Here is a 21,021-nt window from a genome sequence, read left to right on the forward strand (position 1 = left end):
GACTCCTGGCGAAAGGTCAACACTGACTTCGTGCCCGAGTCTAGGGTGGAGGCATGCGCCTGTACATCGTCGACGCGTTCGCCGACACCGCTTTCGCCGGTAACCCGGCGGGCGTCGTCCTGCTGGACGAGCCGGCCGATCCGGCCTGGATGCAGTCGGTCGCGGCCGAGTTGAAGCACGCCGAGACCGCGTTCGTCGAAGTGGGCGGTGCGGGTGCGAAGTCGTTGCGCTGGTTCACCCCGACGGTCGAGGTCGACCTGTGCGGCCACGCGACGCTGGCGACCGGGCACGTGCTGGGCGGCTCGCAGGTGTTCACGACACGCAGCGGCGAGCTGCGCACGAGGGCCGAGGACGGCTGGGTGCGCATGGACTTCCCCGCCGACCCGCCCCACGCGGCGGCCGACGAGGTCGCGCCCGCGCTGCCGGGCGTGACGGTGCGGGAGGTGCTGCGAGGGAAGTGGGACATCCTGGTCCGCGCCGCGGACGCCGCCGAGGTGCGTGGCCTTTCCCCAGATCTGGATGGCCTCGCGGGTTTGGACGCACGCTGCGTCGTCGTGACCGCGCCCGGGGACAAGCCGGGGATCGACTTCGTCAGCCGCGTGTTCGGCCCGGCTGTCGGCGTGCCCGAGGACCCGGTGACGGGCTCGGCGCACTGCACGCTCTCGCCGTACTGGTCCGCGGAGCTGGGGCGGGACGAGCTGGTCGGCGAGCAGGCGTCGCCGCGGGGCGGGATCGTCCGGGTCGCGCTGCACGGTGAGCGGGTCGTGCTGGCGGGACAGGCGGTCACCACGGTGCGAGGGGAGTTGCTGGTCTGATGCGCTTGCTGCTGAACGTCATCTGGCTGGTGCTCGCCGGGTTCTGGATGGCGGTGGCGTACGTGGTGGCGGGGATCGTGTGCTGCGTGCTGATCGTGACGATCCCGTTCGGCATCGCGTCGTTCCGGATCGCGAACTACGCGCTGTGGCCGTTCGGCCGGAGGCTCGTCGACCGGCGGGACGCGGGGGTGGCGTCGCTGATCGGGAACGTCGTCTGGATCGTGTTCGCCGGCTGGTGGCTCGCGATCGGCCACGTCGTCACCGGCGTGGTGCTGTGCCTGACGATCGTCGGCATCCCGCTGGGCCTGGCGAACTTCAAGCTGATCCCGGTCTCGCTGGTGCCACTGGGCCGCGAGATCGTCGCGGCGCCCTAGGCATAGTGCCCGGGGAGGTTGAGCGGGTGGGGCCGTTCCTGCCCCGACCCGCGAGTGTCCAACGGCCGCAACACCGCGTCAAGGCGGGAAAACGTGCCTTGACCCGGCGCGTCGACCGCTGGGGAGGCCGAGGATCGGCGTCAGGGAGCGGCCTGGCCGGATCGGCCTTATTGCCGTTGCCGGGCGGCGGTTTCGCGGGCGACTGGTGCCACTGGGCCGCGAGATCGTCGCGGCGCCCTAGTCCTCCGGCTCCCAGGGCAGCTCGACCACCAGGCAGGGCCCGCCGACGAAGAGGCCGCCGTCGATGCCGAGGACCTTGCCGCCCGCGTACAGGAACGGCGCCTCGATCTGCGTCGGGTGGATGCCGAGCTGGTCGGCGATCACGCTGTGCCCGTGCACGATCCGCTCCCCGCCGAGCTGCGCCAGCAGCTGCTCCGCCACCTCGGCGCCGTTCGGCCCGCGGAAGGCGTAGCGCGTGGTCATCCGCCGCCAGACCTCCCACCACGCGGCCAGGTCGTTGCCGGCCAGGATCTCCTGCGCGGTCTCGTTGATCTCGTCCTCGGTGTCGCCCCAGTCGAGGTACTCGAGCGTGTCCGAGTGCATCAGCAGATGATCACCCGCATGTGCGACGAGCGGCCGGGTCGACAACCACTCGATGTGATCGTCGGTCAGCCCGTCCTGGTCCGCCGACTGGCCGCCGTTGATCTCCCAGCTGCGGGCGAAGCTACGCGGCCCGAAGTCCGACGGCACCTCGGTGTCGCCGAAGTGGTACATCCCCAGCAGCAGGATCTCGTGGTTGCCCAGCAGCGCCTGCACGGAACCGCCGGCCTCGGCCGCCTGCTCCTGCAACCCCATCACCAGGTCGATGACGCCGATCCCGTCCGGGCCCCGGTCGACGAAGTCACCGAGGAACCACAGGTGGGCGTCGGCACCGCACCAGGCATCGTTCTCGTCGACCAGCTTGCTCTCACGCAGGGCGTCGGCGAGCTCGTCCCGATGCCCGTGCACGTCTCCTACGACATACGTCAGGACATCCACCCTTCGACGATAAGCCCTGTTCAGTACTTCGCTCAGACCAGCCCGCCACTGAACGGGTCCTGGGTGCGCCCGACCAGGTCGGCGATGGAGTCGATCACCATCGTCGGCCGGTACGGGTAGCGCTCGGCGGTCTCCTTGGTCGAGATGCCGGTGAGCACCAGGATCGTCTGCAGCCCCGCCTCGATCCCGGAGTGCACGTCGGTGTCCATCCGGTCCCCGATCATCAGCGTGCTCTCCGAATGCGCGCCGAGCGACCGCAGCGCCGAACGCATCATCAGCGGGTTCGGCTTGCCGACGTAGTACGGCGAACGGCCGGTGGCCCTCTCGATCAGTGCCGCGATCGAGCCGGTCGCCGGCAGGATGCCTTCGAGGCTCGGGCCGGTGGCGTCCGGGTTGGTCGCGATGAACTTGGCCCCGGCCTCGATCAGGCGGATGGCCTTCGTGATCGCGGTGAAGCTGTACGTCCGCGTCTCGCCCAGGACGACGTAATCGGGCTCGCTGTCGGTGAGCACGTAGCCCGCTTCGTGCAGCGCGGTGGTCAGGCCCGCTTCGCCGATGACGAACGCGGAGCCGTTCGGACGCTGGCTGTCGAGGAACTTGGCCGTGGCCAGTGCGGAGGTCCAGATCCGCTCCTCCGGCACGTCCAGCCCCGTCCGCAGCAGCCGCGCGTGCAGGTCACGCGGGGTGTAGATCGAGTTGTTGGTCAGCACCAGGAAGGGCGTGTCGTGGGCGCGCAGCTCGGCGAGGAACTCGTCGGCGCCGGGGACAAGGTGCTCCTCGTGCACCAGGACCCCGTCCATGTCGGTCAGGTACGTCCACTGGGTCATACGGTGAGACTAGCGGGGTACACCGTCACCGTTGTCGCCTTGATGTCCAGGCGGACGGGGGTGCCCGGCTCGAGCCGCAGGTCGGCGACCGCGGCCGGGGTGAGGTCCGCGGCCAGCCCCACGTCCGTGCGGAGCCGGATCACCGGACCGTGTGGTTCGAGCGCGGTCACCGAGGCCGCCATGGTGTTGCGCGGGCTGCCGGGACGGCCGTCCTCCACCGGGTACACCGCCACCGCGCTCGGCGCGAACACCGCCACCGCCGGTTCGCCCAGAGCCGCGTCCTCGGCCAGCATGCCCGCGATCAGCCGTCCCTCGTCCGTGCGCAACCCGTCGTCCACGGCCGTGCCCGCGACGAGGTTCAGCCCGGCGATCCGCGCGGTGAACGCCGTCCGCGGCGCGGCGAGCACCTCGCGCGTCGGGCCGCGCTCGAGGGCCCGGCCTTCGGTCAGGACCAGCACGTGGTCGGCGAGGGCCAGTGCGTCGAGCGGGTCGTGCGTGACCAGCACCGTCGCGCGGGTGGCGTTGGCGCTGAGCACCCTGCGGAGCAGCCCGCGGATCGCGGGCGCGGCGTCGACGTCCAGCGCGGCGAGCGGCTCGTCGAGCAGCAGCAGGTCCGGCTCGCCGGCGAGCGCCCGCGCCACCGCGACCCGCTGCGCCTGCCCGCCGGACAGCTGCGCGGGCTTGCGGCGCTCGAACTCGGCCGCGTCCACCTCGGCCAGCCACCGTCGGGCGATCTGACGTGCCTCAGCGCGCCCGGCGCCCTTCGACCGCGGCGAGAACGCGACGTTGTCCAGAACGGACAGATGGGGGAACAACAGCGGATCCTGGGACAACAACCCCACCGAACGGTCGTGCGGTGGCAGCTGGTGCAGGTCGCGGTCGCCGAGGAGGATCTTCGCCCGGCGCGGGCGCAGCAGGCCCGAGAGGCTGCCGAGCAGGCTCGACTTGCCGGACCCGTTCGGCCCGAGGATCGCCAGCACCGTGCCCGCCGGCACCTCGAAGTCCACCGCGAGGTCGAAGGTGCCACGACTCAGCTCGATCTCCGCGCGCAGCATCACGCCCGCCCTTCCAGGGCACGCGGGCGCGCGACGACGATCACCACGAGCGCCACCACGACCAGCAGCAGCGCCACCGCGACCGCACTGTCTATATCGGACTCCGCCTGGGTGTAGACCTCGAGCGGCAGCGTCCTGGTCACGCCCTCGAGACTGCCGGCGAACGTGATCGTCGCCCCGAACTCGCCCAGCGAGCGGGCGAAGCTCAGCACCGCGCCCGACCCGAGCGCGGGCAGCAGCAGCGGCACCGTCACGCGCCGGAACACCGTCCACGGCTTCGCGCCGAGCGTCGCGGCCACCTGTTCATAGGAGTCGCCCGCGTTCCGGAGCGCGCCTTCGAGGCTGACCACGAGGAAGGGCATGGCCACGAAGATCTGCGCGATCACCACGGCGCTCGTGGTGAACGGCACCGTCACGCCGAGCGTCACGTCGAGCAGGTAGCCGAGGAAGCCCTTCCGCCCGAGCAGGTACAGCAGTGCCAGCCCGCCGACCACCGGCGGCAGCACCAGCGGCAGCAGCACGATCGCGCGCAGGACCCGGAGCCCGGGCACCGTGGACCGCGCGAGCACGACGGCGAGCGGCACCCCGAGCAGCACGCAGCCCACGGTCGAGAGGGCGGCCGTCTCGACCGACAGCCGCAGCGCCGCGAGCGAGGACTCGGAGACGATCAGCGACGGCAGCCGCCCCAGGTCCGTGCGGACCAGCAGGCCGACCACCGGCAGGACGACCAGCGCGAGCGCGAGTCCCGCGGGCACCCAGAGCACCCACGGGACCTTCGCGCGCGGAACAGGATTACAGGGCCGGCGTGCCAAAGCCCACCTTGGTCAGCTCCTGCTTGCCCTGCGCGCCGAGCACGAACTGCTCGAACTGCTGCGCGAGATCGGCCTCCGGCGCGTCCTTGACCACTGCGATCGGGTAGTTGTTGATCGCCTGCGCCGACTCCGGGAAGTCCACCTGGGCGACCTTGCCACCCGCGGTGTTCGCGTCGGTGACGTAGACCAGGCCGGCATCGGCGTCGCCGGACTCGACCTTCGTCAGCACCTGCTTGACGTCCTGCTCCTCACTGACCGGCTTGATCGTCACGCCGGTGTTCTTCTCGACCTTCTGCGTCGCCGAGCCGCACGGCACCTGGGCGGCACAGACGACGACCTTCAGGCCCGAGCCGGTCAGGTCGGCGAAGGTCTTGAGCGCCTTCGGGTTGCCCGGGGCCACCGCGATCGTGAGCTTGTTGGTCGCGAACACGGTCGGTGCGCCCTGGATGACCCCGCCCTGCACGGCCTTGTCCATGTTCGCCTGGTCCGCGGACGCGAACACGTCGGCCTTCGCGCCATTGGTCAGCTGCTGCACGAGCGTCGACGAGCCGCCGAAGCTGTACTTCACGGTGACCCCGGGATGTGCCGCCTCGAACTCCGTCTTCAACGCGTTGAAGGACTCGGTCAGCGAAGCGGCGGCATACACCGTGAGCGTCTTCGCCTGGGGGGCACTGCTGCTGCCGCCGGTGCTGCCGGACGAGCCCGAACTGCACCCGGTGACCAGCAACGCGACGCCGGCCAACGTGGCCAATACCTTCTTCAACGCTCTCCTCCTGGAGTCTCGACGACGACCGTCGTCGCCTTCACCACCGCGACCGCGAGCACCCCGGGCCGAAGGCCCAGCTCGCGCACCGCCTCGGTGCTCATCAGCGAGACGACCCGCTGCGGCCCGCACTGCAGCTCGACCTGTGCCATCACCTTGTCCACGACGACCTCGGTGACGAGCCCGACGAACCGGTTGCGCGCCGAGCGCCCCACAGCGGAGGGGTCCTCGGGGCCGGTGGCCTGCTCGCGGGCGAACGCGGCGAGTTCGGCGCCGTCCACGACCTTGCGGCCCGCAGCGTCCACCTGGGACGTCAGCTGCCCGGCGCGTACCCAGCGACGCACCGTGTCGTCACTGACACCGAGCAGACCGGCTGCTTCAGAAAACCGAAATTGCGGCATGGCCGCGAGATTATCTCCGCGGCTGCGGAAAATCTACGTGCCCTTGCTTTCATCAAGAATGTCGTTACGCATCAGACGCTGTACTTCGCGCTCGAAACGTTCCACGACGTCACGTTCCTCCGGGGAGAACCTTTCGAGCACCTGCTCGACCACGTCCAGTGCGGAGGAGAACAGCGGCGCGTACCGCTCCTCGTCCATGGGCAGGATCTCGACGAGGACCTTGCGCCGGTCCTGGGTGTCGCGCACCCGGCGGACGAACCCCGCCCGCTCGAGCCGGTCGATGACGCCGGTGACCGCGCCCGTGGAAAGGCCGGTGAGCTGGGCGATCCGCCCCGCCGTCAACGGTCCATCGGCGCGGGAGGCCAGGTCCAGTGCCTTGTGGTCGGTGCCGGACAGGCCCATCCGCTCGGCGATCCGCGCGTGCCGCAGCACCGCGAGCGTGCTGCCTTCCCTGCCGAGTTCGGCGAACCGCTGGAGCACTTCGGGCGGCACGGGGTACCTTGGCTCGGCTGCCATCGCCCGCTTCCTCCCCCTGCTCCTGAAACACGGTCTGCTCTCAATATTCTAGTGATCGTCGCAGCGCGCTGACTCGGGTTAGGCTGGTACCAATGAGTGCGGTGAATCTCGGTCTACCCCGTCTTAGGGGCGCCGACGTCGTGTCCGAACCACGCCCGGACAACCCGGCCCTGATCGACACCTTCGGCCGGGTCGCCACCGATCTGCGGGTCTCGTTGACGGACCGGTGCAACCTCCGGTGCACCTACTGCATGCCTGCCGAGGGCCTGCCGTGGCTGCCCGGCGAGGACATGCTGAGCGACGAGGAACTGTTGCGGCTGCTGCGAATCGCGGTCGAACGGCTCGGGGTCACCGACATCCGGCTCACCGGCGGTGAGCCGATGCTGCGGCCAGGTCTGGAGGACCTCATCGCCGAGGTGGCCGCGCTGCGGCCGCGGCCCCGGCTTTCCATGACCACCAACGGGATCGGCCTCGCCAAGCGGGCCACCAAGATCGCCGCGGCCGGCCTGGACCGGATCAACGTCTCGCTGGACACGGTCGACCCGGAGCTGTTCCGCGCGATCACCCGCAGGGACCGGCTCTCCCATGTGCTGAAGGGACTCGAGGCGGCTCGCGCGGCCGGACTCGACCCGGTCAAGATCAACGCCGTGCTGCTGCGCGGGGTCAACGAGCACGAAGCGGCGCGACTGCTGCGGTTCTGCCTCGACCACGGCTACCACCTGCGGTTCATCGAGCAGATGCCGCTGGACGCCCAGCACGGCTGGAACCGCGGCGACATGGTGACCGCCGCGGAGATCCTGGAGCTGCTGGGCGCCGAGTTCGAGCTCACGCCGAGCCCCGTCGAGCGGGGCGGCGCCCCGGCCGAGCGCTGGCTGGTGGACGGCGGGCCCGGCGAGGTCGGCGTCATCGCGTCGGTGACCAGGCCGTTCTGTGCCGCGTGCGAGCGCACCCGGCTCACCGCCGACGGCGCGGTCCGCTCCTGCCTGTTCAGCAACGACGAGACGGACCTGCGCGGGCTGCTGCGGGCCGGGCTCGACGACGAAGCGGTGGCCGACGCGTGGCGGATGACCATGTGGGCCAAGCTCGCGGGCCACGAGATCAACGACGCCGGTTTCGCCCAGCCGATCCGGCCGATGAGCGCGATCGGGGGCTGAGCGGGCGTGCCGAAGGTGCTGGTGCGGTACTTCGCGTCCGCAAGGGCCGCGTCGGGCGTGGAGCATGAGACGCTCCAGCTGCCCGTCGGGGCGTCCGTCGGCGAGGCGCTCGGCGTCCTGCGCGAGCGGCATCCGGAAAAGCTGCCACGGGTCCTCGAAGCGGCCAGTTTCCTCCTCGACGGCATCGCTGTGCGTGATCGTTCTCGTGCCGTCCCGGACGGGTCCGAGCTCGACGTCCTCCCCCCCTTCGCGGGTGGTTAACCGGAGGTTTTGCTCCCGTTTCCACGGCCTCACGAACGGCCCAGTCACGCGTTAACGACGTGACACAGACCTCACGATCAGTGATTTATCTCGGCAAGGAAACGGGACGATAACGGCGTGCTGACCAGGAAGAATGGTCAAATCGTAATGGGTTGCGTGCCGTTACTGTGATGTAGGTCACGTAGCGAATAATTTCCGATCACGGTCGCCGTTACGTACCGTCGCTTTTCGGCTGGCCCCGACCGGCCACGGCAACACCGGGATTCCGAAGCGCCAAACCCTGTCCGGCGGAATCCCGGCACCAAACCCCGAGCGAAAGAAGCTTCCGGACAGGGACGGAGGGAACCCGTTCCACGCCCAGTGCGCGGATCGGGTCGGCAACCCGGATCCCGCCGGGAAGCCACGGGCCCGCGAGGGTCCGCCCCGCAAGCCTGGCCCGACGGCGCGGAGGCCCGAGATAGATCGAATGTCCTACCGAGGCAAGCACCGCAAGATGTCCCCCGCCGCTCGCAACATCGCCCGCGTCGCTGTCGCGGGTATCGCGGTCGGCACCCCGCTGGCGATCGCTGCGACCCCCGCGCAGGCTGCCAGCGTCAACTGGGACGCCATCGCGCAGTGCGAGAGCGGTGGCAACTGGAGCACCAACACCGGCAACGGCTTCTACGGCGGTCTGCAGTTCACGCAGAGCACCTGGAAGGCCTACGGCGGCACCGGCAGCCCCCAGAGCGCGTCGCGTGAGCAGCAGATCGCGGTGGCGGAGCGGGTCCTGCAGGGCCAGGGGATCGGCGCATGGCCGGTCTGCGGCAAGAAGGCCGGCTCTTCCGCCAGCTCGTCCAAGAGCACGGCGAAGACGCAGAAGAAGGTCACCTCCACTCCGAAGAAGGCCACCGCGCCTGCTCCGAAGACGGTGGCGGCCCAGCCGGCGACCGCGGTCCCGTCGTCGAACCCGAACGGTGACTACACCGTCGTGGCCGGTGACACCCTGTCGAAGATCGCGAAGCAGTTCAACGTCGACGGTGGCTACCAGAAGCTGCAGCAGCTGAACTCGCAGTACGTTCCGGACGCGAACCTGATCCTGGTCGGCCAGAAGATCGCCACCAAGTGACCTGCTGAAGGTCACCCGAGGCGCGATCAGGCCGTCGGACGCCACACGGCATGCCCGTGACGTCCCGATGAGCAACCGAGGGCCCCACCGCTATCCCCCGTGCGGTGGGGCTCTCGGCGTGTCTGGAGTCCTCAGGGCGGTTGAGACGGCCGGCTGCGGCTGATTGGCGTTGTACGGCGCCTGAGGCCGCGAATCAGGGTCGGTCTGCTCAGCTCACCCAGCGGCGGCCACCGGCAATCGCTCAAGCCGGCGCCGGGCCACCGCTCAGGGGGAGTTGACCCACTCGTCACTGCCGTCGGCGAAGTGCTGGTGCTTCCAGACCGGGAGCTGCGCCTTGACCTCGTCCACCAGTTCCGCGCAGGTGGCGAACGCCTCGGCGCGGTGGTCGGCCGCGACGGCGCACGCCAGGGCGACATCGCCGATGGCCAGCGCGCCCAGCCGGTGGCTCACCGCCACCGCCCGCACCCCGGCGCGCCGGGCCGTCACCTCCGCGACCACCCGCGCCAGCACGTCGCCGGCGCTCGGGTGGCCCTCGTAGTACAGGGTCTCCACCGACTTCCCGCCGTCGTGGTTGCGGACCACCCCGCCGAACGTCACGACGGCACCGGCCGCCTTGTCGTCGACCAGCTCGGCGTGCGCCTCGACGGACAGCGGCTGCTCGGTGACCTGCGCCAGCGCGATCCGCGGCGGCGTGACCTCGCTCGCGGCGACACTGCCCTTCTCGGCCGGGCGAGGATGGTCGCCGCCCGAGAGCTGGTCCACCGCGTGCTCCAGCACGCCGTCGAGCACGCCGAGACCGTCCTTCACGCCGCCACGCGAACCCGGCAGGTTCACCACGAGCGTCCGGCCCGCGACCCCCGCCAGCCCGCGCGACAGCACCGCCGTCGGCACCTTGGGCAGCCCGGCACTCCGGATCGCCTCCGCGAGGCCCGGCAGCTGGTGGTCGAGCACGGCCACGGTCTCGTCCGGAGTGCGGTCGGTGGGCGAGATGCCCGTCCCCCCGGTGGTGATGACGACGTCGACGTCGTCGTTGAGACAGCCGCGCAGGGCCTGTCCCACCGCCTCGCCGTCGGGGACGACGATCGGCGCGGGCACGTCGAACGACCGCTCCGTCAGCCAGTCGACGATCACCGGCCCCGTGTTGTCGGCGTAGACACCCGACGCCGCCCGGTTCGACGCGACGATCACCCGTGCCGTGCGCTTCATGGCCGCTCCCACGTTCCGGTCTTCCCGCCGTCCTTGCGCTCCAGGCGGACCGCGTCGAGCGTCGCCGCGGGGTCGACGGCCTTGATCATGTCGTGCACCGTGAGCCCGGCGACCGCGACCGCCGTCAGCGCCTCCATCTCGACGCCCGTCCGGTCGGTGGTCTTGGCGGTCGCCTGGATGCCGACCTCGGTCTCGCCGAGCGAGAACTCCACCTTCACCCCGGACAACGCGATCTGGTGGCACAACGGGATCAGCTCCGGCACCTTCTTGGCGCCCATGATCCCGGCGATCCGCGCCGTCGCGAGCGCGTCGCCCTTGGGCAACCCGTTCGACGACAACAGCCCGATCACCTCGGCCGTCGTGTGCACCACCCCAGTGGCGATCGCCGTGCGGGCCGTCGCCTGCTTGCCGGAGACATCGACCATCCGGGCGGCGCCCGTCTGATCGACGTGGCTCAGTTCACTCACAAGGGAAAGGCTAGCCGGGGGCGCTCGCGAGTCGCGGCGGCACACCCCGAGAAACGGCGAAGGCGGACAGCCACGCCCCCAGGGAGTGACCGTCCGCCCGGCTGCTCGAACTAGCCGACCGCCACCGTCCTGCGGGCCGTCGTCCGTACTGCTTCCGCGACCGCAGGGGCGACCGCCGAGTCGAAGACGCTCGGCACGATGAACGAAGCGTTCAACCGGTCGTTGACCACGTCGGCGATGGCGTTGGCCGCCGCGATCAGCATGTTGTCGTCGATGTCGTGCGCCTGGGCGTCGAGCAGCCCGCGGAACACGCCGGGGAAGGCGAGCACGTTGTTGATCTGGTTCGGGTAGTCGCTCCGCCCGGTCGCGACCACCGCCGCGTGCTTCTGCGCCTCCAGCGGGTCGATCTCCGGATCCGGGTTGGCCAGCGCGAACACGATCGCGTCCTTCGCCATCGTCGCGACCTGCTCGGCCCCGAACAGGTTCGGCGCCGACACCCCGATGAACACGTCCGCCCCCACGAGCGCGTCGTGCAGGCTGCCGGAGACGTTGTCCTTGTTCGTCGTCTCCGCGAGGTGCCGCAGGTTGTCGTCGAGGTTGGCGCGGCCCGCGTGCACGATGCCGTCGATGTCGGCGGCGATGATGTCGGCCGGCTTCTTGTGCTGCAGCAGCCGGATGATCGCCGAGCCCGCGGCCCCCGCACCGCTGACGACGATCTTGCAGTCCGCCATCTCCTTGCCGACCACCCGCAGCGCGTTGCGCAGCGCGGCCAGCACCACGATCGCGGTGCCGTGCTGGTCGTCGTGGAACACCGGGATGTCCAGCTGATCACGCAGGCGCTTCTCGATCTCGAAGCAGCGCGGCGCGGCGATGTCCTCCAGGTTGATGCCCGCGTACACCGGCGCCAGCGCCTTGACGATCTTGATGATCTCCTCGGTGTCCTGGGTGTCCAGGCACACCGGCCACGCGTCGACGTCCGCGAACTTCTTGAACAGCGCCGCCTTGCCCTCCATGACCGGCAGCGCGGCCGCAGGGCCGATGTTGCCGAGGCCCAGCACGGCCGACCCGTCGGTCACGACGGCGACGGTGTTGCGCTTGATGGTCAGGCGCCGGGCGTCGGCCGGGTTCGCGGCGATCGCCTGGCACACGCGGGCCACGCCCGGGGTGTACGCGCGGGACAGATCGTCACGGTTGCGCAGCTGCACCTTGGGGGTCACCGAGAGCTTGCCGCCCAGGTGCATGAGGAAGGTGCGGTCGGAGACCTTGCGCACCCGTACCCCGGGCAGCGAGTCGAGCTCCTTGGTGACGTCCTCCACGTGGTCGGCGTTGGAGACGTTGGCCGTGATGTCGACCACGATCGCGTCGGCGTTGGACTCGACGACGTCGAACGCGGTGAGCACGCCGCCCACCCGGCCGACGGCGGTCGTGAGGTCGCCCGCGGCGCTCGCCGAAGGCGGAGCCTCGACGCGGACGGTGATCGAATAACCGGGGCCGGGAACCGGCACTGTCGTTACCCCTTACTTGTTGATCTCTGTGTGTGGGTGCACGTAGGGCACCGTGTCCAGCGGGAACGTCACGTCACCGTAGGGCGAGAGCGCGCCCTGCCGGTCCGCCGCGAGCTCGGTCACCGGGTGCTCGCCGTCTGGCACCTTGGGCCAGCTCGGGTCGATCCGGACTGCCTTCTTGTCGTTGTCGCCTTTGGCCACGTCGTCCTCCCGTTCGCCTCGCCTGTGAGGCTTTTAGTTTGCCTCAACGCGAGCGGTCCCCGGAGGCCAGGGCGGTATCCTGACCTGTGATGCCCGCGACCTCTCTGGCGGACTGGCTGCGTTCCGCGTCCGACGACGAGCTGGCCGCACTCCTGCAGGCCAGGCGCGACCTGGCCACCCCACCGCCCTCCGACAGCACTGTGCTCGCCACCCGCGCGGGCACAGCCGGTTCGACGGCCCGCGCGCTGGAGGACCTGGACACCTTCACCCTCACGGTGCTGGACGCGCTCCTGGTCGCCGACGCCGACACTGAAGCCGTCCCCCGCGAGCGGGTCGCCGCCCTCGTCGGCGTCGACCCCGGCGCGGCGCTGGACAGGCTGCGCGCTCGCGCCGTCGTGTGGGGCGACGACGACGCGCTGCGGGCGCTGCCCGTGACGCGGGAGCTCGTCGGCCCGTTCCCGGCCGGTCTCGGCGCCTCGGTACCCGAGCTGGCGGACGCGGACCTGAGCGAGCTGGGCGAGGACGAACGCAACGTGCTCAACGCGCTCGCCGCAGGTCCCCCGATCGGGCGCAGCAGGGACGCGCTCACCCGGGTGCCGGTCGAGGACGCGAAGACCCCGGTCCAGCGGCTGCTCGCGCGCGGGCTGCTGCTGCGGCGGGACGCCGAGACCGTCGAACTGCCCCGCGAGATCGCGCTGGCCCTGCGCGACGGGCACTCGTGCTCGCCGGGCGCGCTGCGCGAGCCGGAGCTGCCCACGAACCCGCACCAGCAGTCCACAGTGGACGAAGCTGCCGCCGGTGAGGCCGCGGAGTTCTTGCGGCAGATGGAGTCTCTGCTCAACCAGTGGTCGGAGCAGTCGCCGCCGGTGCTCAAGTCCGGCGGCCTGGGTGTGCGCGAAGTACGCAGGCTCGCTCGCGAACTCGAGATCGACGATGCGCGCGCGATCCTCCTCGCCGAGCTCGCGCTCGGCGCCGGCCTGGTCGCCGACAGCGGGACGACCGCGCCCGAATGGGTGCCCACGACGCTCACCGACTCGTGGCTCGCGTCGGGGCCGGGGCAACGGTGGCTCACCCTCGCGCAGGCCTGGCTGGAGCTGCCGCGGCTGCCCGGGCTGGCCGGCCGGCGCGACGCGAAGGACAAGCCGATGGCACCGCTGTCGGACGACCTGCGCCGCCCGCTGGCCCCGATCACCCGTCGCCGGGTCCTCGAAGCGCTCGCCGACCTGCCCGCGGGCGCGGGCGTGAAGAGCGTCGACGAACTGGTCGCGGTGCTCGCCTGGCGGGCGCCGCGGCGTGGCGGCAGGCTGCGGGACGAGACGGTGCGCTGGACGATGGCGGAGGCGTCGACGCTCGGCGTGATCGCGCTGGGCGCGCTCACCACCGCCACCGGCGCGCTGCTCGCCGAAGACCGCCAGGGCGCACTGTCGGCGATGGTCGACGCGATGCCCGCGCCGATCGACCACGTGCTGGTGCAGGCCGACCTGACGGTGGTCGCGCCGGGGCCGCTCGAGCCGGAGCTGGCCGCGGAGATCAAGACGGTCGCCGACGTCGAGTCCGCCGGGCACGCCACGGTCTACCGGATCACCGAGCAGACCGTGCGGCGCGCCCTCGACGCCGGGAAGACCGCCGACGAGCTGCACGAACTGTTCGGCAAGCGGTCCGCGACGCCGGTGCCGCAGTCGCTGACCTACCTGATCGACGACGTCGCGCGCAGGCACGGCCGGTTGCGGGGTGGCGCGGCCGCGTCGTTCCTGCGGTGTGACGACGAGGTGCTGCTCGCCGAGGTACTGGGCAACCCGGTCGCCGGGGAGTACGAGCTGCGCAAGATCGCGCCGACGGTCCTGGTCAGCCCGGTGCCGCTCGCGGACGTGCTCGACGGGCTGCGGGCCGCCGGGTTCGCGCCCGCCGCCGAGGGCCCGGACGGGCGGGTACTGGACCTGCGGCCGAGCGGCAGGCGGATCCCTGCCCGTGCCCGCGCCGCGCGCCGCGCGGTGCTGCCGGAGCCGAACGGCCCGAACCCCGGGCAGCTCGCCCAGATCATCGCGCATCTGCGTGCCGGGGACAGGGCGGCGAGCCGGCGCCGGGGCGCGGAGGTGCGGCTGCCGGCCGGTGGCGGCGGCTCGGACACGGCGGCGACCATGGCGCTGCTGGCACGCGCGACCCGCGAGGGGCGCGAGGTGTGGATCGGGTTCGTCGACTCGCACGGGACGGCCAGCGAGCGCGTCGTCAAGCCGGCGTACGTGGGCGGCGGAATCCTGCGCAGCACCAGCGACGAGCAATACCCGCTGCACCGCATCACGTCGGCAGCACTGGTGGAGGACTAGCGCGGCGGCCCGGTCGGAGCCGGGGTCGCGCCTAGAGCGACCGCAGACCCTCCAGGACACGGGCCATGAACTCGCGCGAGGAGCGGTCGCCGAAGGACAGGCCCGGCTGGTGCAGGACCACCAGCTCCAGGTTGTCCATGTCGCTCACCAGCACCTTCACCACGTTCAGCGGCAGGTGCAGGAACGCCGCGATCTCCGCGATCGAGCGGGCGTCCACGCACACGTCGCAGATGCGGCGGTGCTGCACCGACGTCGCGCCCAGGTAGCGGCGGCCGCGCTCGGTGGTGGAGACCAGTGTCTCCAGGGCCAGCTCGTAGTCGGGCCTGGTGCGGCCGCGGGTGTGCGCGTACGGCCGCATCATGGTGCGCTGGCGGATCGCGACCTGGTTCGCGGCCGGGGCGGGCGGCAGTGCGTGCCGGCCCGTCGGGTACGCCGCTTCGGGCACCTCGGAGTACGCGGTGGGAGCCTCGGGATACACCGGCGGCGCGTGGTAGCCGGCAGGCTGCGGACAGCCGTGGCGGCCGCTCGGCTGCAACGGGCCGGGCTCGGCGGGCCACTCGCGCTGCGACGAGGCCGGGCGCATGCGCTGCACGCCGTGCAGCGAGCGGACGCGCATCAGCACGGCCGAACGGTCGAGCGTGAACCGGGCCGGCGAGTCGAGCTGTTCGCGGTCGGCGCCCTGATGCAGTGCTTCCCAGGCATCAGGGGCGGGGTTCTCGGGACGGATCGGGATGCCTCTCATCGCTATCCGCGCACACCACCCTGGAGCTGCATCCGCAGCTCAGGCGTCATCTGCTGCCCGACGCGGTCCACGAGAAGGGTCATCTCGTAGGCCACCGTGCCGATGTCGCAGTTCGGTGCGGCCAGCACGGCCAGGCTGGACCCGTCGCTGATGGACATCAGGAACAGGTACCCGCGCTCCATCTCGACGACGGTCTGGTTGACCGAGCCCGCCTCGAAGCACCGCGCGGCGCCGAAGGTGAGACTGACGAGCCCGGACGCGACGGCGGAAAGCTGGTCGGCGCGGTCCTTCGGCAGGCCGTCGGAGCCGGCGAGCAGCAACCCGTCGGCGGAGACGACGACGGCGTGTGCGGCGCCGGGCACTCTGCGCACGAAATCCGTGATCAGCCAGCCGAAGCTGCCCGCGTGATAGGCCGGGGCGCTCACTCCAACCTCCTCGCCGTCCGCTCGTCGCGATTATTCCTTGTCAGGGTATTCCCCACAGCGGCCTTGTCGACCCGCGAGGGCGGGTGGTTCCCATCTTCACCCCAACGGCCGTACCCGGAACGTGAGCACCCAAACACTCAGCCGGGTTGCAGGGCGCTGTCCCTCGCGATGGCGTGCTCGACGACCGAGATCAGAACCTGTTTGGCGGACTCGCGCTCCCGCGCGTCACAGGCGATGATCGGCACGTGGTCGCCGATCGTGAGCGCGTGCCGGACGTCCTCGATCTGGTGGTGCAGCAACCGGTCGAAGCAGTTGATCGCCACGATGTAGGGCAGGTTGCGGTTCTCGAAGAAGTCGATCGAGGGAAACGCGTCGGCCAGCCGCCGCGTGTCCACCAGCACGACGGCGCCGATGGCACCGAGCGCGAGGTCGTCCCACATGAACCAGAACCGGTGCTGGCCCGGCGTACCGAAGACGTAGAGGACCAGGTCGGAGTCCAGCGAGAGCCGGCCGAAGTCCATCGCGACGGTCGTGGTGACCTTGTCCGGTGTCGCGGAGACGTCGTCGACGGACAGGCTCGCCTCCGTCATCTGCGCTTCCGTGGTGAGCGGGTCGATCTCGGACACCGCACCGACCAGTGTGGTCTTGCCCGCGCCGAAGCCACCGGCGACCACGATCTTGGCCGACTGCGTCGGCCCGTTGGCCGCCGACGTGTTCGCGTCGGAGTCAAATTCTCCGAAGCCCACTGAGCACCCTCTCCATGAATTCGATACTGGGACGGTCACCGACGGCGGCGGTGGCGGTGTGCACCAGGACGAGACCGAGCCCGGCCACGTCCCCGATCAGCACCCGCACGACGCCGAGTGGCAATCGTAGATAGGCGGCCACCTCGGCCACCGAGCGAGTGTCCAGGCACAGCCCGCAGATGGACCGGTGCTCGGGCACCTTGACCCGGCCGAGCTCGCGCCCGCGCTCGCTGGTGGAGATGAGGGCCTCGATGGCGAGGTCGTACGTCGGTCTCGTCCGTCCGCCGGTGCGGAAGTACGGCCGGACCAGGCCGGACGTCTCGGCCGCGGTGGGCGGCGGGGCCACAGGAGCGGCCGGGACCGGCGGCATCGACGGCAGGCTGGGATGCCCGCTGTACCCGGGGTGGCTGACCGGGCCCGGGCCCGGCGCGATCGGCCGGTACCCGCTGAACTCGCCGCTCGGGGGGCTGTCGCTGCGGCCACCGAACAGCTCCGAGCCCGGCCCCGACAGCAGTCGGTCGCCGAAGTCGCTCACCCGGTATTCGCTTCCGCCGTAGCCCGGGTAGGACGGCGGGCCACCCATGTCGTCCGCTTCGCCGGCGCCGCTCGCACGCCGTTGGCGCCATTCCCGGTCGACGCGCGCCCGGAACTTCGTCCAGTCGTCGTCGGCCAGCGCGTTCTCCGGTTCCTCAGGATCCGAGCCGGAATCCGAGGCGTTCCTGCCCATCCGGTCCCCGTCCAAGTCCGTAGCCCGACCCGCGTCCACTGCAGTCCCTCCGTGCCCCGCGCGTCACCCGCGCACGGCCCCCTGCAGCTGAGCCCGCATCTCGGGCGTCAACTGCTGTCCGACCCGGTCGACCAGGAGGGTCATTTCATACACCACGAGCCCGATGTCGCTGTCCGGGGAGCCCAGCACCGCGAGGCACGAACCGTCCGACACCGACATCAGGAACAGGAAGCCGTTCGCCATCTCGACCACGGTCTGCGCGACCGGGCCGCCTTCGAAGACCTTCGCCGCGCCGCGGGCGAGGCTGGTCAGCCCGGAGGCCACCGCCGCCAGCTGGTCGGCCCTGTCCTTGGGCAGGCCGCGTGAAGCGGCCAGCATGAGCCCGTCCGCGGACACCACGACAGCGTGCGCGGCGCCGGGCACCCGGTGCACGAAGTCCGTGATCAGCCAGGCGAACCCGTTTTGCACACCCTGAGGCTTGGCGCCTCCGGGCTGCAGCGATCCCGCGCGTGTCACGTCGTCACTCCTCACTGCCGTATTCGGGCGAGGTCAGATCCCCGCCGGATACCGAAACGCTCTCTCCGGACCGCTCCCGCAACGCGTGCCGGCCGGACCGGTAGCCCTGTTGGAAGCTCACCATACGGTCTCGCGCCGCGGTGGCCGACCTGCTGATCGCGCTCTGCCCTGGCGTACCCGACGTGGTGTCGGTGAAGGACGTGCCCTTCGATTCGCCCTCCGTGACCGAGCCGGGCACCAGGTAGGCGTTGGGCACCCGCTTGGGCAGCCCCGCCGTGGTCACCTCTTCGCCCTTGGGCTCGAGCAACGACTGCGCCTTCTGCCAGCCCTCGTCGGCCGCGCTGCGCCACACGTCGTCGAGCATCGGCGTGGCCTCAAGCTCTGCCGGCTCCTGCGCGGCCGGTTCCTCGAGATTCCCCGTCATCGAGTGCTGGGACGCCTCCTCCCCACGGGTGTCCTGCTCCTCTTCGCCTTCATGGGTGAACCACCGGGACACCACCGACTGGTAGATCGGCAGCCGCTTGGTCGGCACGTCGTCGTCGAGCACCCCGTTCTGCGGGGCGGGCGGCTCCAGGGTCTCGGGCTCGGGCTTGGTGACGGGCACGTACTGCGGTTCCCGCTTCGGCAGCTCCAGCGGCGCGAACCGGGTGGCGCCGTTGCCGTTGTTCGCCGGCGGGGGCGTCGCGTTGCTGCCCCGGCTCATGAACGCCGCGCTCGAACTGCCCGCGACCAGGTCGTCCAGGCTGATCGGCTGGGCGAGCGGGGTCAGCCCGGCCGCGTTCTGCTCAGCGGCGACCGACGCCGGGCGCGGCCGCTGGGCGGGCACGGACGGGATGTCGGGCAGCGAGGTCTCCAGCTGCGACGGCGGCATCGGCGCTTCCGCGACGATCGGGCCGAGCAGCTCGGCCGGCACCACCACGCGGGCGATCACGCCGCCTTCGATGTCCTCGTTCTCGCGGACCCGCACCTCGACGCCGTGTCGCTGGGCCAGCCGTGCCACCACGTACAGGCCCATCCGGCGGGTCACCGACACGTCGAGGTCCGGTGGGTCGGCCAGCCGCTGGTTGGCCTCGGCGAGCTGCTCGTCGGACATGCCGACGCCGCGGTCGGTGATCTGGATGGCCAGCGCCTTGCGCCGGGTCACCACCGCCCGCACACTCACCTTCGTCTCCGGCTCGGAGAAGTAGGTGGCGTTGTCGAGCAGCTCGGCGAGCAGGTGCACGAGGTCGTGCACGGTCAGCCCGCGCACGGCGACCTCGGGGATCACGCCGACCTCGACGCGCGCGTACTGCTCGATCTCCGACACCGCGGCGCCGATGACGTCGGCCGCCGAGACCGGCTTGGGCACGGACTTCGCCAGACCGGCGCCGGAGAGCACCAGGAGGCTTTCACCGTTGCGGCGCAGCCGGGTCGCGAGGTGGTCGAGCTCGAACAGGCTCGCGAGGTGGTCGGGGTCCTGCTCGTCGGCCTCGAGCCGGTCGATCACGCCGAGCTGGCGTTCCACCAGCCGCTGCGACCGCCGCGAGAGGTTCACGAAGATGCCGTTGACGTTCTCGCGCAGCAGCGCCTGCTCCGCGGCCATCTTCACGGCCTGCTCGTGCACCTCGTCGAACGAGCGCGCGACCTCGCCGATCTCCTCGCGGGTGGTGATCGGCACCGGTTCGACCGCCTTGGCCGCCGCCACCATGGGCTCCGGGTCGTCGAGGATCTTCGCGACCGACTGCGGCAGCCGGGTGTAGGCGATCTCCAGCGCGCTGGAGCGCAGCACGCGCAGCGGTTTGAGCATGACCCGCGCGATGAGGAACGTCAGCAGCAGCGCGGCGGCCAGTGCGGCGAGCACGATGCCGATGTCGCGCCAGGCCGCGGTGTTCGCGTCGCCGGCCAGTGACGCCGATTCGGCCCGCAGGTCGCCCAGCAGGTCGCTTTCCAGCGTGCGCATCTTGTTCAGCGTCGCGGCGCTGTCGGTCGCGAGCAGGTTCCGGTCGATACCCGGCGGTGCGCCTGCCGAGGCCCGGGTCAGGGCGACCGCGGCCAGCTGCTCCCGGCCGTCCACGTCCGCGCCGCTGACTGTGTTGTTGAACAGCTGCAGCTGTTGCGGGGTCGCGTCCGAGCGGAACAGGTCCAGCGAGGCGGACGAGCTGGCCTGCGCGGCACGGGTCTGGTCGAGCAGGATGTTGTTGAACCCGTTGCGCATCACGGCGATCTCGAGCGCGGCGTCCTGCTGGGCGGTGAACTCCTTCGCCTCGCTGATCGCCTGCACCGTGGTGCTGAGCCGGAGCAGGTCGCGGTCGTTCACCGTCGCGGTGACCTCGCGGCCCAGCTGCACGAGCGAGTCGAGGATCGAGGTGTAGGTGACGAACGCGGCCTGTTCGGAGTAGGGCGGGGTGTTGACCGTCGTCCGCAGCGCGGGCAGCGTGTCCAGGCGCTGCAGGCCCTGGTCGTAGCGCTGCCGGCTGGACGGGTCGCCGATCTCGACCTTCGCCGCGTCGTCCCGCAGATCGGACACGGTCGAGTCGACCTGTCGGATCTGGGCGTTCAAAGCGGTCTGCAGGTCGACGTCGCCCGGCGTGATGATCTTCGCGACCGCCAGCATCCGCTCGGACTGCAGCTGGTGCACGACCTCGGTCAGCTTTCCGGCCAGATCCACCTGTGCGGTGGTCTGGTCCAGTCGATCGGCCTGCTGCAGTTCGTCGTGGGCACGCAGACCGCCCAGCGCGAGCGCGGTCACGGTCGGAATGGCCAGTACCAGCGCCAGCTTCGAGCGCAGCTTCCAGTTCCGAAGGCTCAGTCGCGACCCGTTCTGCCGCGCAGTCCGCTGCGCAGGAGGCCCCGCTACGTCCGGGGTGTCTTCACTCGGCACCGCTGTACCACCGTCAATCCCGCCAGCATGGGTCCATAGCTCTAGTGCAGGTGCAGAGGGTAGCGGGAAGCCGGTGAAGATGTAACCCTTCTTGAGCAAAGGTAGGCAAGGGGATCTCTTGACAGGGCTGTGACCTGATACAACTTCCCTTGCTCCAACCGGGTTAAAACACTCTGTGTAT

At 70.8% G+C, this 21,021-nt stretch carries 23 protein-coding genes; 6 read left to right on the forward strand and 17 right to left on the reverse strand.

The window, feature by feature from the left end; all coding sequences use genetic code 11:
* Positions 1 to 53 precede the first annotated feature (53 nt).
* Together LWP59_RS35565 and LWP59_RS35570 are read left to right on the forward strand one after the other, a co-directional pair.
* Positions 54 to 815, forward strand: a complete 762-nt coding sequence (locus tag LWP59_RS35565; RefSeq protein WP_144634767.1) for a PhzF family phenazine biosynthesis protein — start codon at positions 54 to 56, stop codon at positions 813 to 815.
* Entirely contained in the window at positions 815 to 1,189 is a 375-nt protein-coding gene (locus tag LWP59_RS35570) for a YccF domain-containing protein (RefSeq protein WP_144634764.1), read from the forward strand. Before LWP59_RS35565 ends, LWP59_RS35570 begins: the two co-directional genes overlap by 1 nt.
* 237 nt (positions 1,190 to 1,426) lie before the next feature.
* On the opposite strand, the gene LWP59_RS35575 is transcribed toward LWP59_RS35570, so the two are convergent.
* Genes LWP59_RS35575 through LWP59_RS35605 form a run of 7 tightly spaced genes read right to left on the reverse strand, consistent with a single transcriptional unit; the run spans position 1,427 to position 6,601 of the window.
* Complete coding sequence (locus LWP59_RS35575; RefSeq protein WP_144634761.1) at positions 1,427 to 2,227, reverse strand: metallophosphoesterase; 801 nt, start codon at positions 2,225 to 2,227, stop codon at positions 1,427 to 1,429.
* A gap of 32 nt (positions 2,228 to 2,259) precedes the next feature.
* Positions 2,260 to 3,054 (reverse strand): HAD-IIA family hydrolase, encoded by a 795-nt coding sequence (locus LWP59_RS35580; RefSeq protein ID WP_144634758.1) that lies wholly within the window; start codon positions 3,052 to 3,054, stop codon positions 2,260 to 2,262.
* Positions 3,051 to 4,112: a sulfate/molybdate ABC transporter ATP-binding protein gene (locus LWP59_RS35585; protein WP_144634756.1), complete on the reverse strand. Its 1,062-nt coding sequence runs from the start codon at positions 4,110 to 4,112 to the stop codon at positions 3,051 to 3,053. Before LWP59_RS35585 ends, LWP59_RS35580 begins: the two co-directional genes overlap by 4 nt.
* Positions 4,109 to 4,873 carry an ABC transporter permease gene (locus LWP59_RS35590; protein ID WP_144634753.1) on the reverse strand — a complete coding sequence of 255 codons (765 nt, stop codon included), beginning with the start codon at positions 4,871 to 4,873 and terminating at the stop codon, positions 4,109 to 4,111. The genes LWP59_RS35585 and LWP59_RS35590 overlap by 4 nt, the downstream gene beginning before the upstream one ends.
* A gap of 28 nt (positions 4,874 to 4,901) precedes the next feature.
* The gene (modA, locus tag LWP59_RS35595; RefSeq protein ID WP_144634750.1) at positions 4,902 to 5,684 is read right to left on the reverse strand and encodes a molybdate ABC transporter substrate-binding protein; all 783 of its coding nucleotides are present in this window, start codon (positions 5,682 to 5,684) and stop codon (positions 4,902 to 4,904) included.
* A complete protein-coding gene (locus LWP59_RS35600) occupies positions 5,681 to 6,085 on the reverse strand; it encodes a TOBE domain-containing protein (protein ID WP_144634748.1) in 405 nt (134 codons plus the stop codon). The genes modA and LWP59_RS35600 overlap by 4 nt, the downstream gene beginning before the upstream one ends.
* Before the next feature lie 33 nt (positions 6,086 to 6,118).
* Positions 6,119 to 6,601: a MarR family winged helix-turn-helix transcriptional regulator gene (locus LWP59_RS35605; RefSeq protein WP_144634745.1), complete on the reverse strand. Its 483-nt coding sequence runs from the start codon at positions 6,599 to 6,601 to the stop codon at positions 6,119 to 6,121.
* 92 nt (positions 6,602 to 6,693) lie between these two features.
* Here LWP59_RS35605 and moaA point away from each other — a divergent pair, with 92 nt between their 5' ends.
* The 3 genes from moaA (at position 6,694) to LWP59_RS35620 (ending at position 9,121) form a co-directional block, all read left to right on the forward strand.
* Complete coding sequence (moaA, locus tag LWP59_RS35610) at positions 6,694 to 7,755, forward strand: GTP 3',8-cyclase MoaA (RefSeq protein ID WP_144634742.1); 1,062 nt, start codon at positions 6,694 to 6,696, stop codon at positions 7,753 to 7,755.
* A gap of 6 nt (positions 7,756 to 7,761) precedes the next feature.
* Complete coding sequence (locus LWP59_RS35615; RefSeq protein WP_144634739.1) at positions 7,762 to 8,016, forward strand: MoaD/ThiS family protein; 255 nt, start codon at positions 7,762 to 7,764, stop codon at positions 8,014 to 8,016.
* A gap of 466 nt (positions 8,017 to 8,482) precedes the next feature.
* Positions 8,483 to 9,121, forward strand: coding sequence for a LysM peptidoglycan-binding domain-containing protein (locus LWP59_RS35620; RefSeq protein WP_144634736.1), 639 nt, complete (start codon positions 8,483 to 8,485; stop codon positions 9,119 to 9,121).
* 264 nt (positions 9,122 to 9,385) lie between these two features.
* On the opposite strand, the gene LWP59_RS35625 is transcribed toward LWP59_RS35620, so the two are convergent.
* From LWP59_RS35625 to LWP59_RS35640, 4 genes are all read right to left on the reverse strand, one after another.
* Entirely contained in the window at positions 9,386 to 10,327 is a 942-nt protein-coding gene (locus LWP59_RS35625; protein ID WP_144634733.1) for a molybdenum cofactor biosynthesis protein MoaE, read from the reverse strand.
* Positions 10,324 to 10,794 (reverse strand): cyclic pyranopterin monophosphate synthase MoaC, encoded by a 471-nt coding sequence (moaC, locus tag LWP59_RS35630; RefSeq protein WP_144634730.1) that lies wholly within the window; start codon positions 10,792 to 10,794, stop codon positions 10,324 to 10,326. The genes LWP59_RS35625 and moaC overlap by 4 nt, the downstream gene beginning before the upstream one ends.
* Positions 10,795 to 10,904: 110 nt before the next feature.
* Positions 10,905 to 12,299 (reverse strand): NAD-dependent malic enzyme, encoded by a 1,395-nt coding sequence (locus LWP59_RS35635; protein WP_144634727.1) that lies wholly within the window; start codon positions 12,297 to 12,299, stop codon positions 10,905 to 10,907.
* Positions 12,300 to 12,311: 12 nt separating this feature from the next.
* Positions 12,312 to 12,500, reverse strand: a complete 189-nt coding sequence (locus tag LWP59_RS35640; protein WP_144634724.1) for a hypothetical protein — start codon at positions 12,498 to 12,500, stop codon at positions 12,312 to 12,314.
* 89 nt (positions 12,501 to 12,589) lie between these two features.
* Between LWP59_RS35640 and LWP59_RS35645 the strand changes: the two genes are divergently transcribed.
* On the forward strand, positions 12,590 to 14,824 hold the full coding sequence (locus LWP59_RS35645) for a helicase-associated domain-containing protein (protein WP_144634722.1): 2,235 nt from the start codon (positions 12,590 to 12,592) through the stop codon (positions 14,822 to 14,824).
* Positions 14,825 to 14,855: 31 nt separating this feature from the next.
* Here LWP59_RS35645 and LWP59_RS35650 read toward each other — a convergent pair whose 3' ends face one another.
* From LWP59_RS35650 to LWP59_RS35675, 6 genes are all read right to left on the reverse strand, one after another.
* Positions 14,856 to 15,566 carry a DUF742 domain-containing protein gene (locus LWP59_RS35650; RefSeq protein WP_186383087.1) on the reverse strand — a complete coding sequence of 237 codons (711 nt, stop codon included), beginning with the start codon at positions 15,564 to 15,566 and terminating at the stop codon, positions 14,856 to 14,858.
* A 2-nt stretch (positions 15,567 to 15,568) separates the two neighbouring features.
* Positions 15,569 to 15,991, reverse strand: coding sequence for a roadblock/LC7 domain-containing protein (locus tag LWP59_RS35655; RefSeq protein ID WP_144634719.1), 423 nt, complete (start codon positions 15,989 to 15,991; stop codon positions 15,569 to 15,571).
* A 137-nt stretch (positions 15,992 to 16,128) separates the two neighbouring features.
* Entirely contained in the window at positions 16,129 to 16,737 is a 609-nt protein-coding gene (locus LWP59_RS35660) for a GTP-binding protein (RefSeq protein WP_144634716.1), read from the reverse strand.
* On the reverse strand, positions 16,718 to 17,503 hold the full coding sequence (locus tag LWP59_RS35665; protein WP_186383086.1) for a DUF742 domain-containing protein: 786 nt from the start codon (positions 17,501 to 17,503) through the stop codon (positions 16,718 to 16,720). The genes LWP59_RS35660 and LWP59_RS35665 overlap by 20 nt, the downstream gene beginning before the upstream one ends.
* Before the next feature lie 24 nt (positions 17,504 to 17,527).
* Positions 17,528 to 17,980, reverse strand: a complete 453-nt coding sequence (locus LWP59_RS35670) for a roadblock/LC7 domain-containing protein (protein ID WP_144634679.1) — start codon at positions 17,978 to 17,980, stop codon at positions 17,528 to 17,530.
* A 4-nt stretch (positions 17,981 to 17,984) separates the two neighbouring features.
* Positions 17,985 to 20,840: a sensor histidine kinase gene (locus LWP59_RS35675; protein ID WP_144634676.1), complete on the reverse strand. Its 2,856-nt coding sequence runs from the start codon at positions 20,838 to 20,840 to the stop codon at positions 17,985 to 17,987.
* Between the last annotated feature and the right edge of the window lie 181 nt (positions 20,841 to 21,021).

The sequence above is a fragment of the Amycolatopsis acidiphila genome (assembly GCF_021391495.1).
Lineage (GTDB): Bacteria > Actinomycetota > Actinomycetes > Mycobacteriales > Pseudonocardiaceae > Amycolatopsis_E > Amycolatopsis_E acidiphila.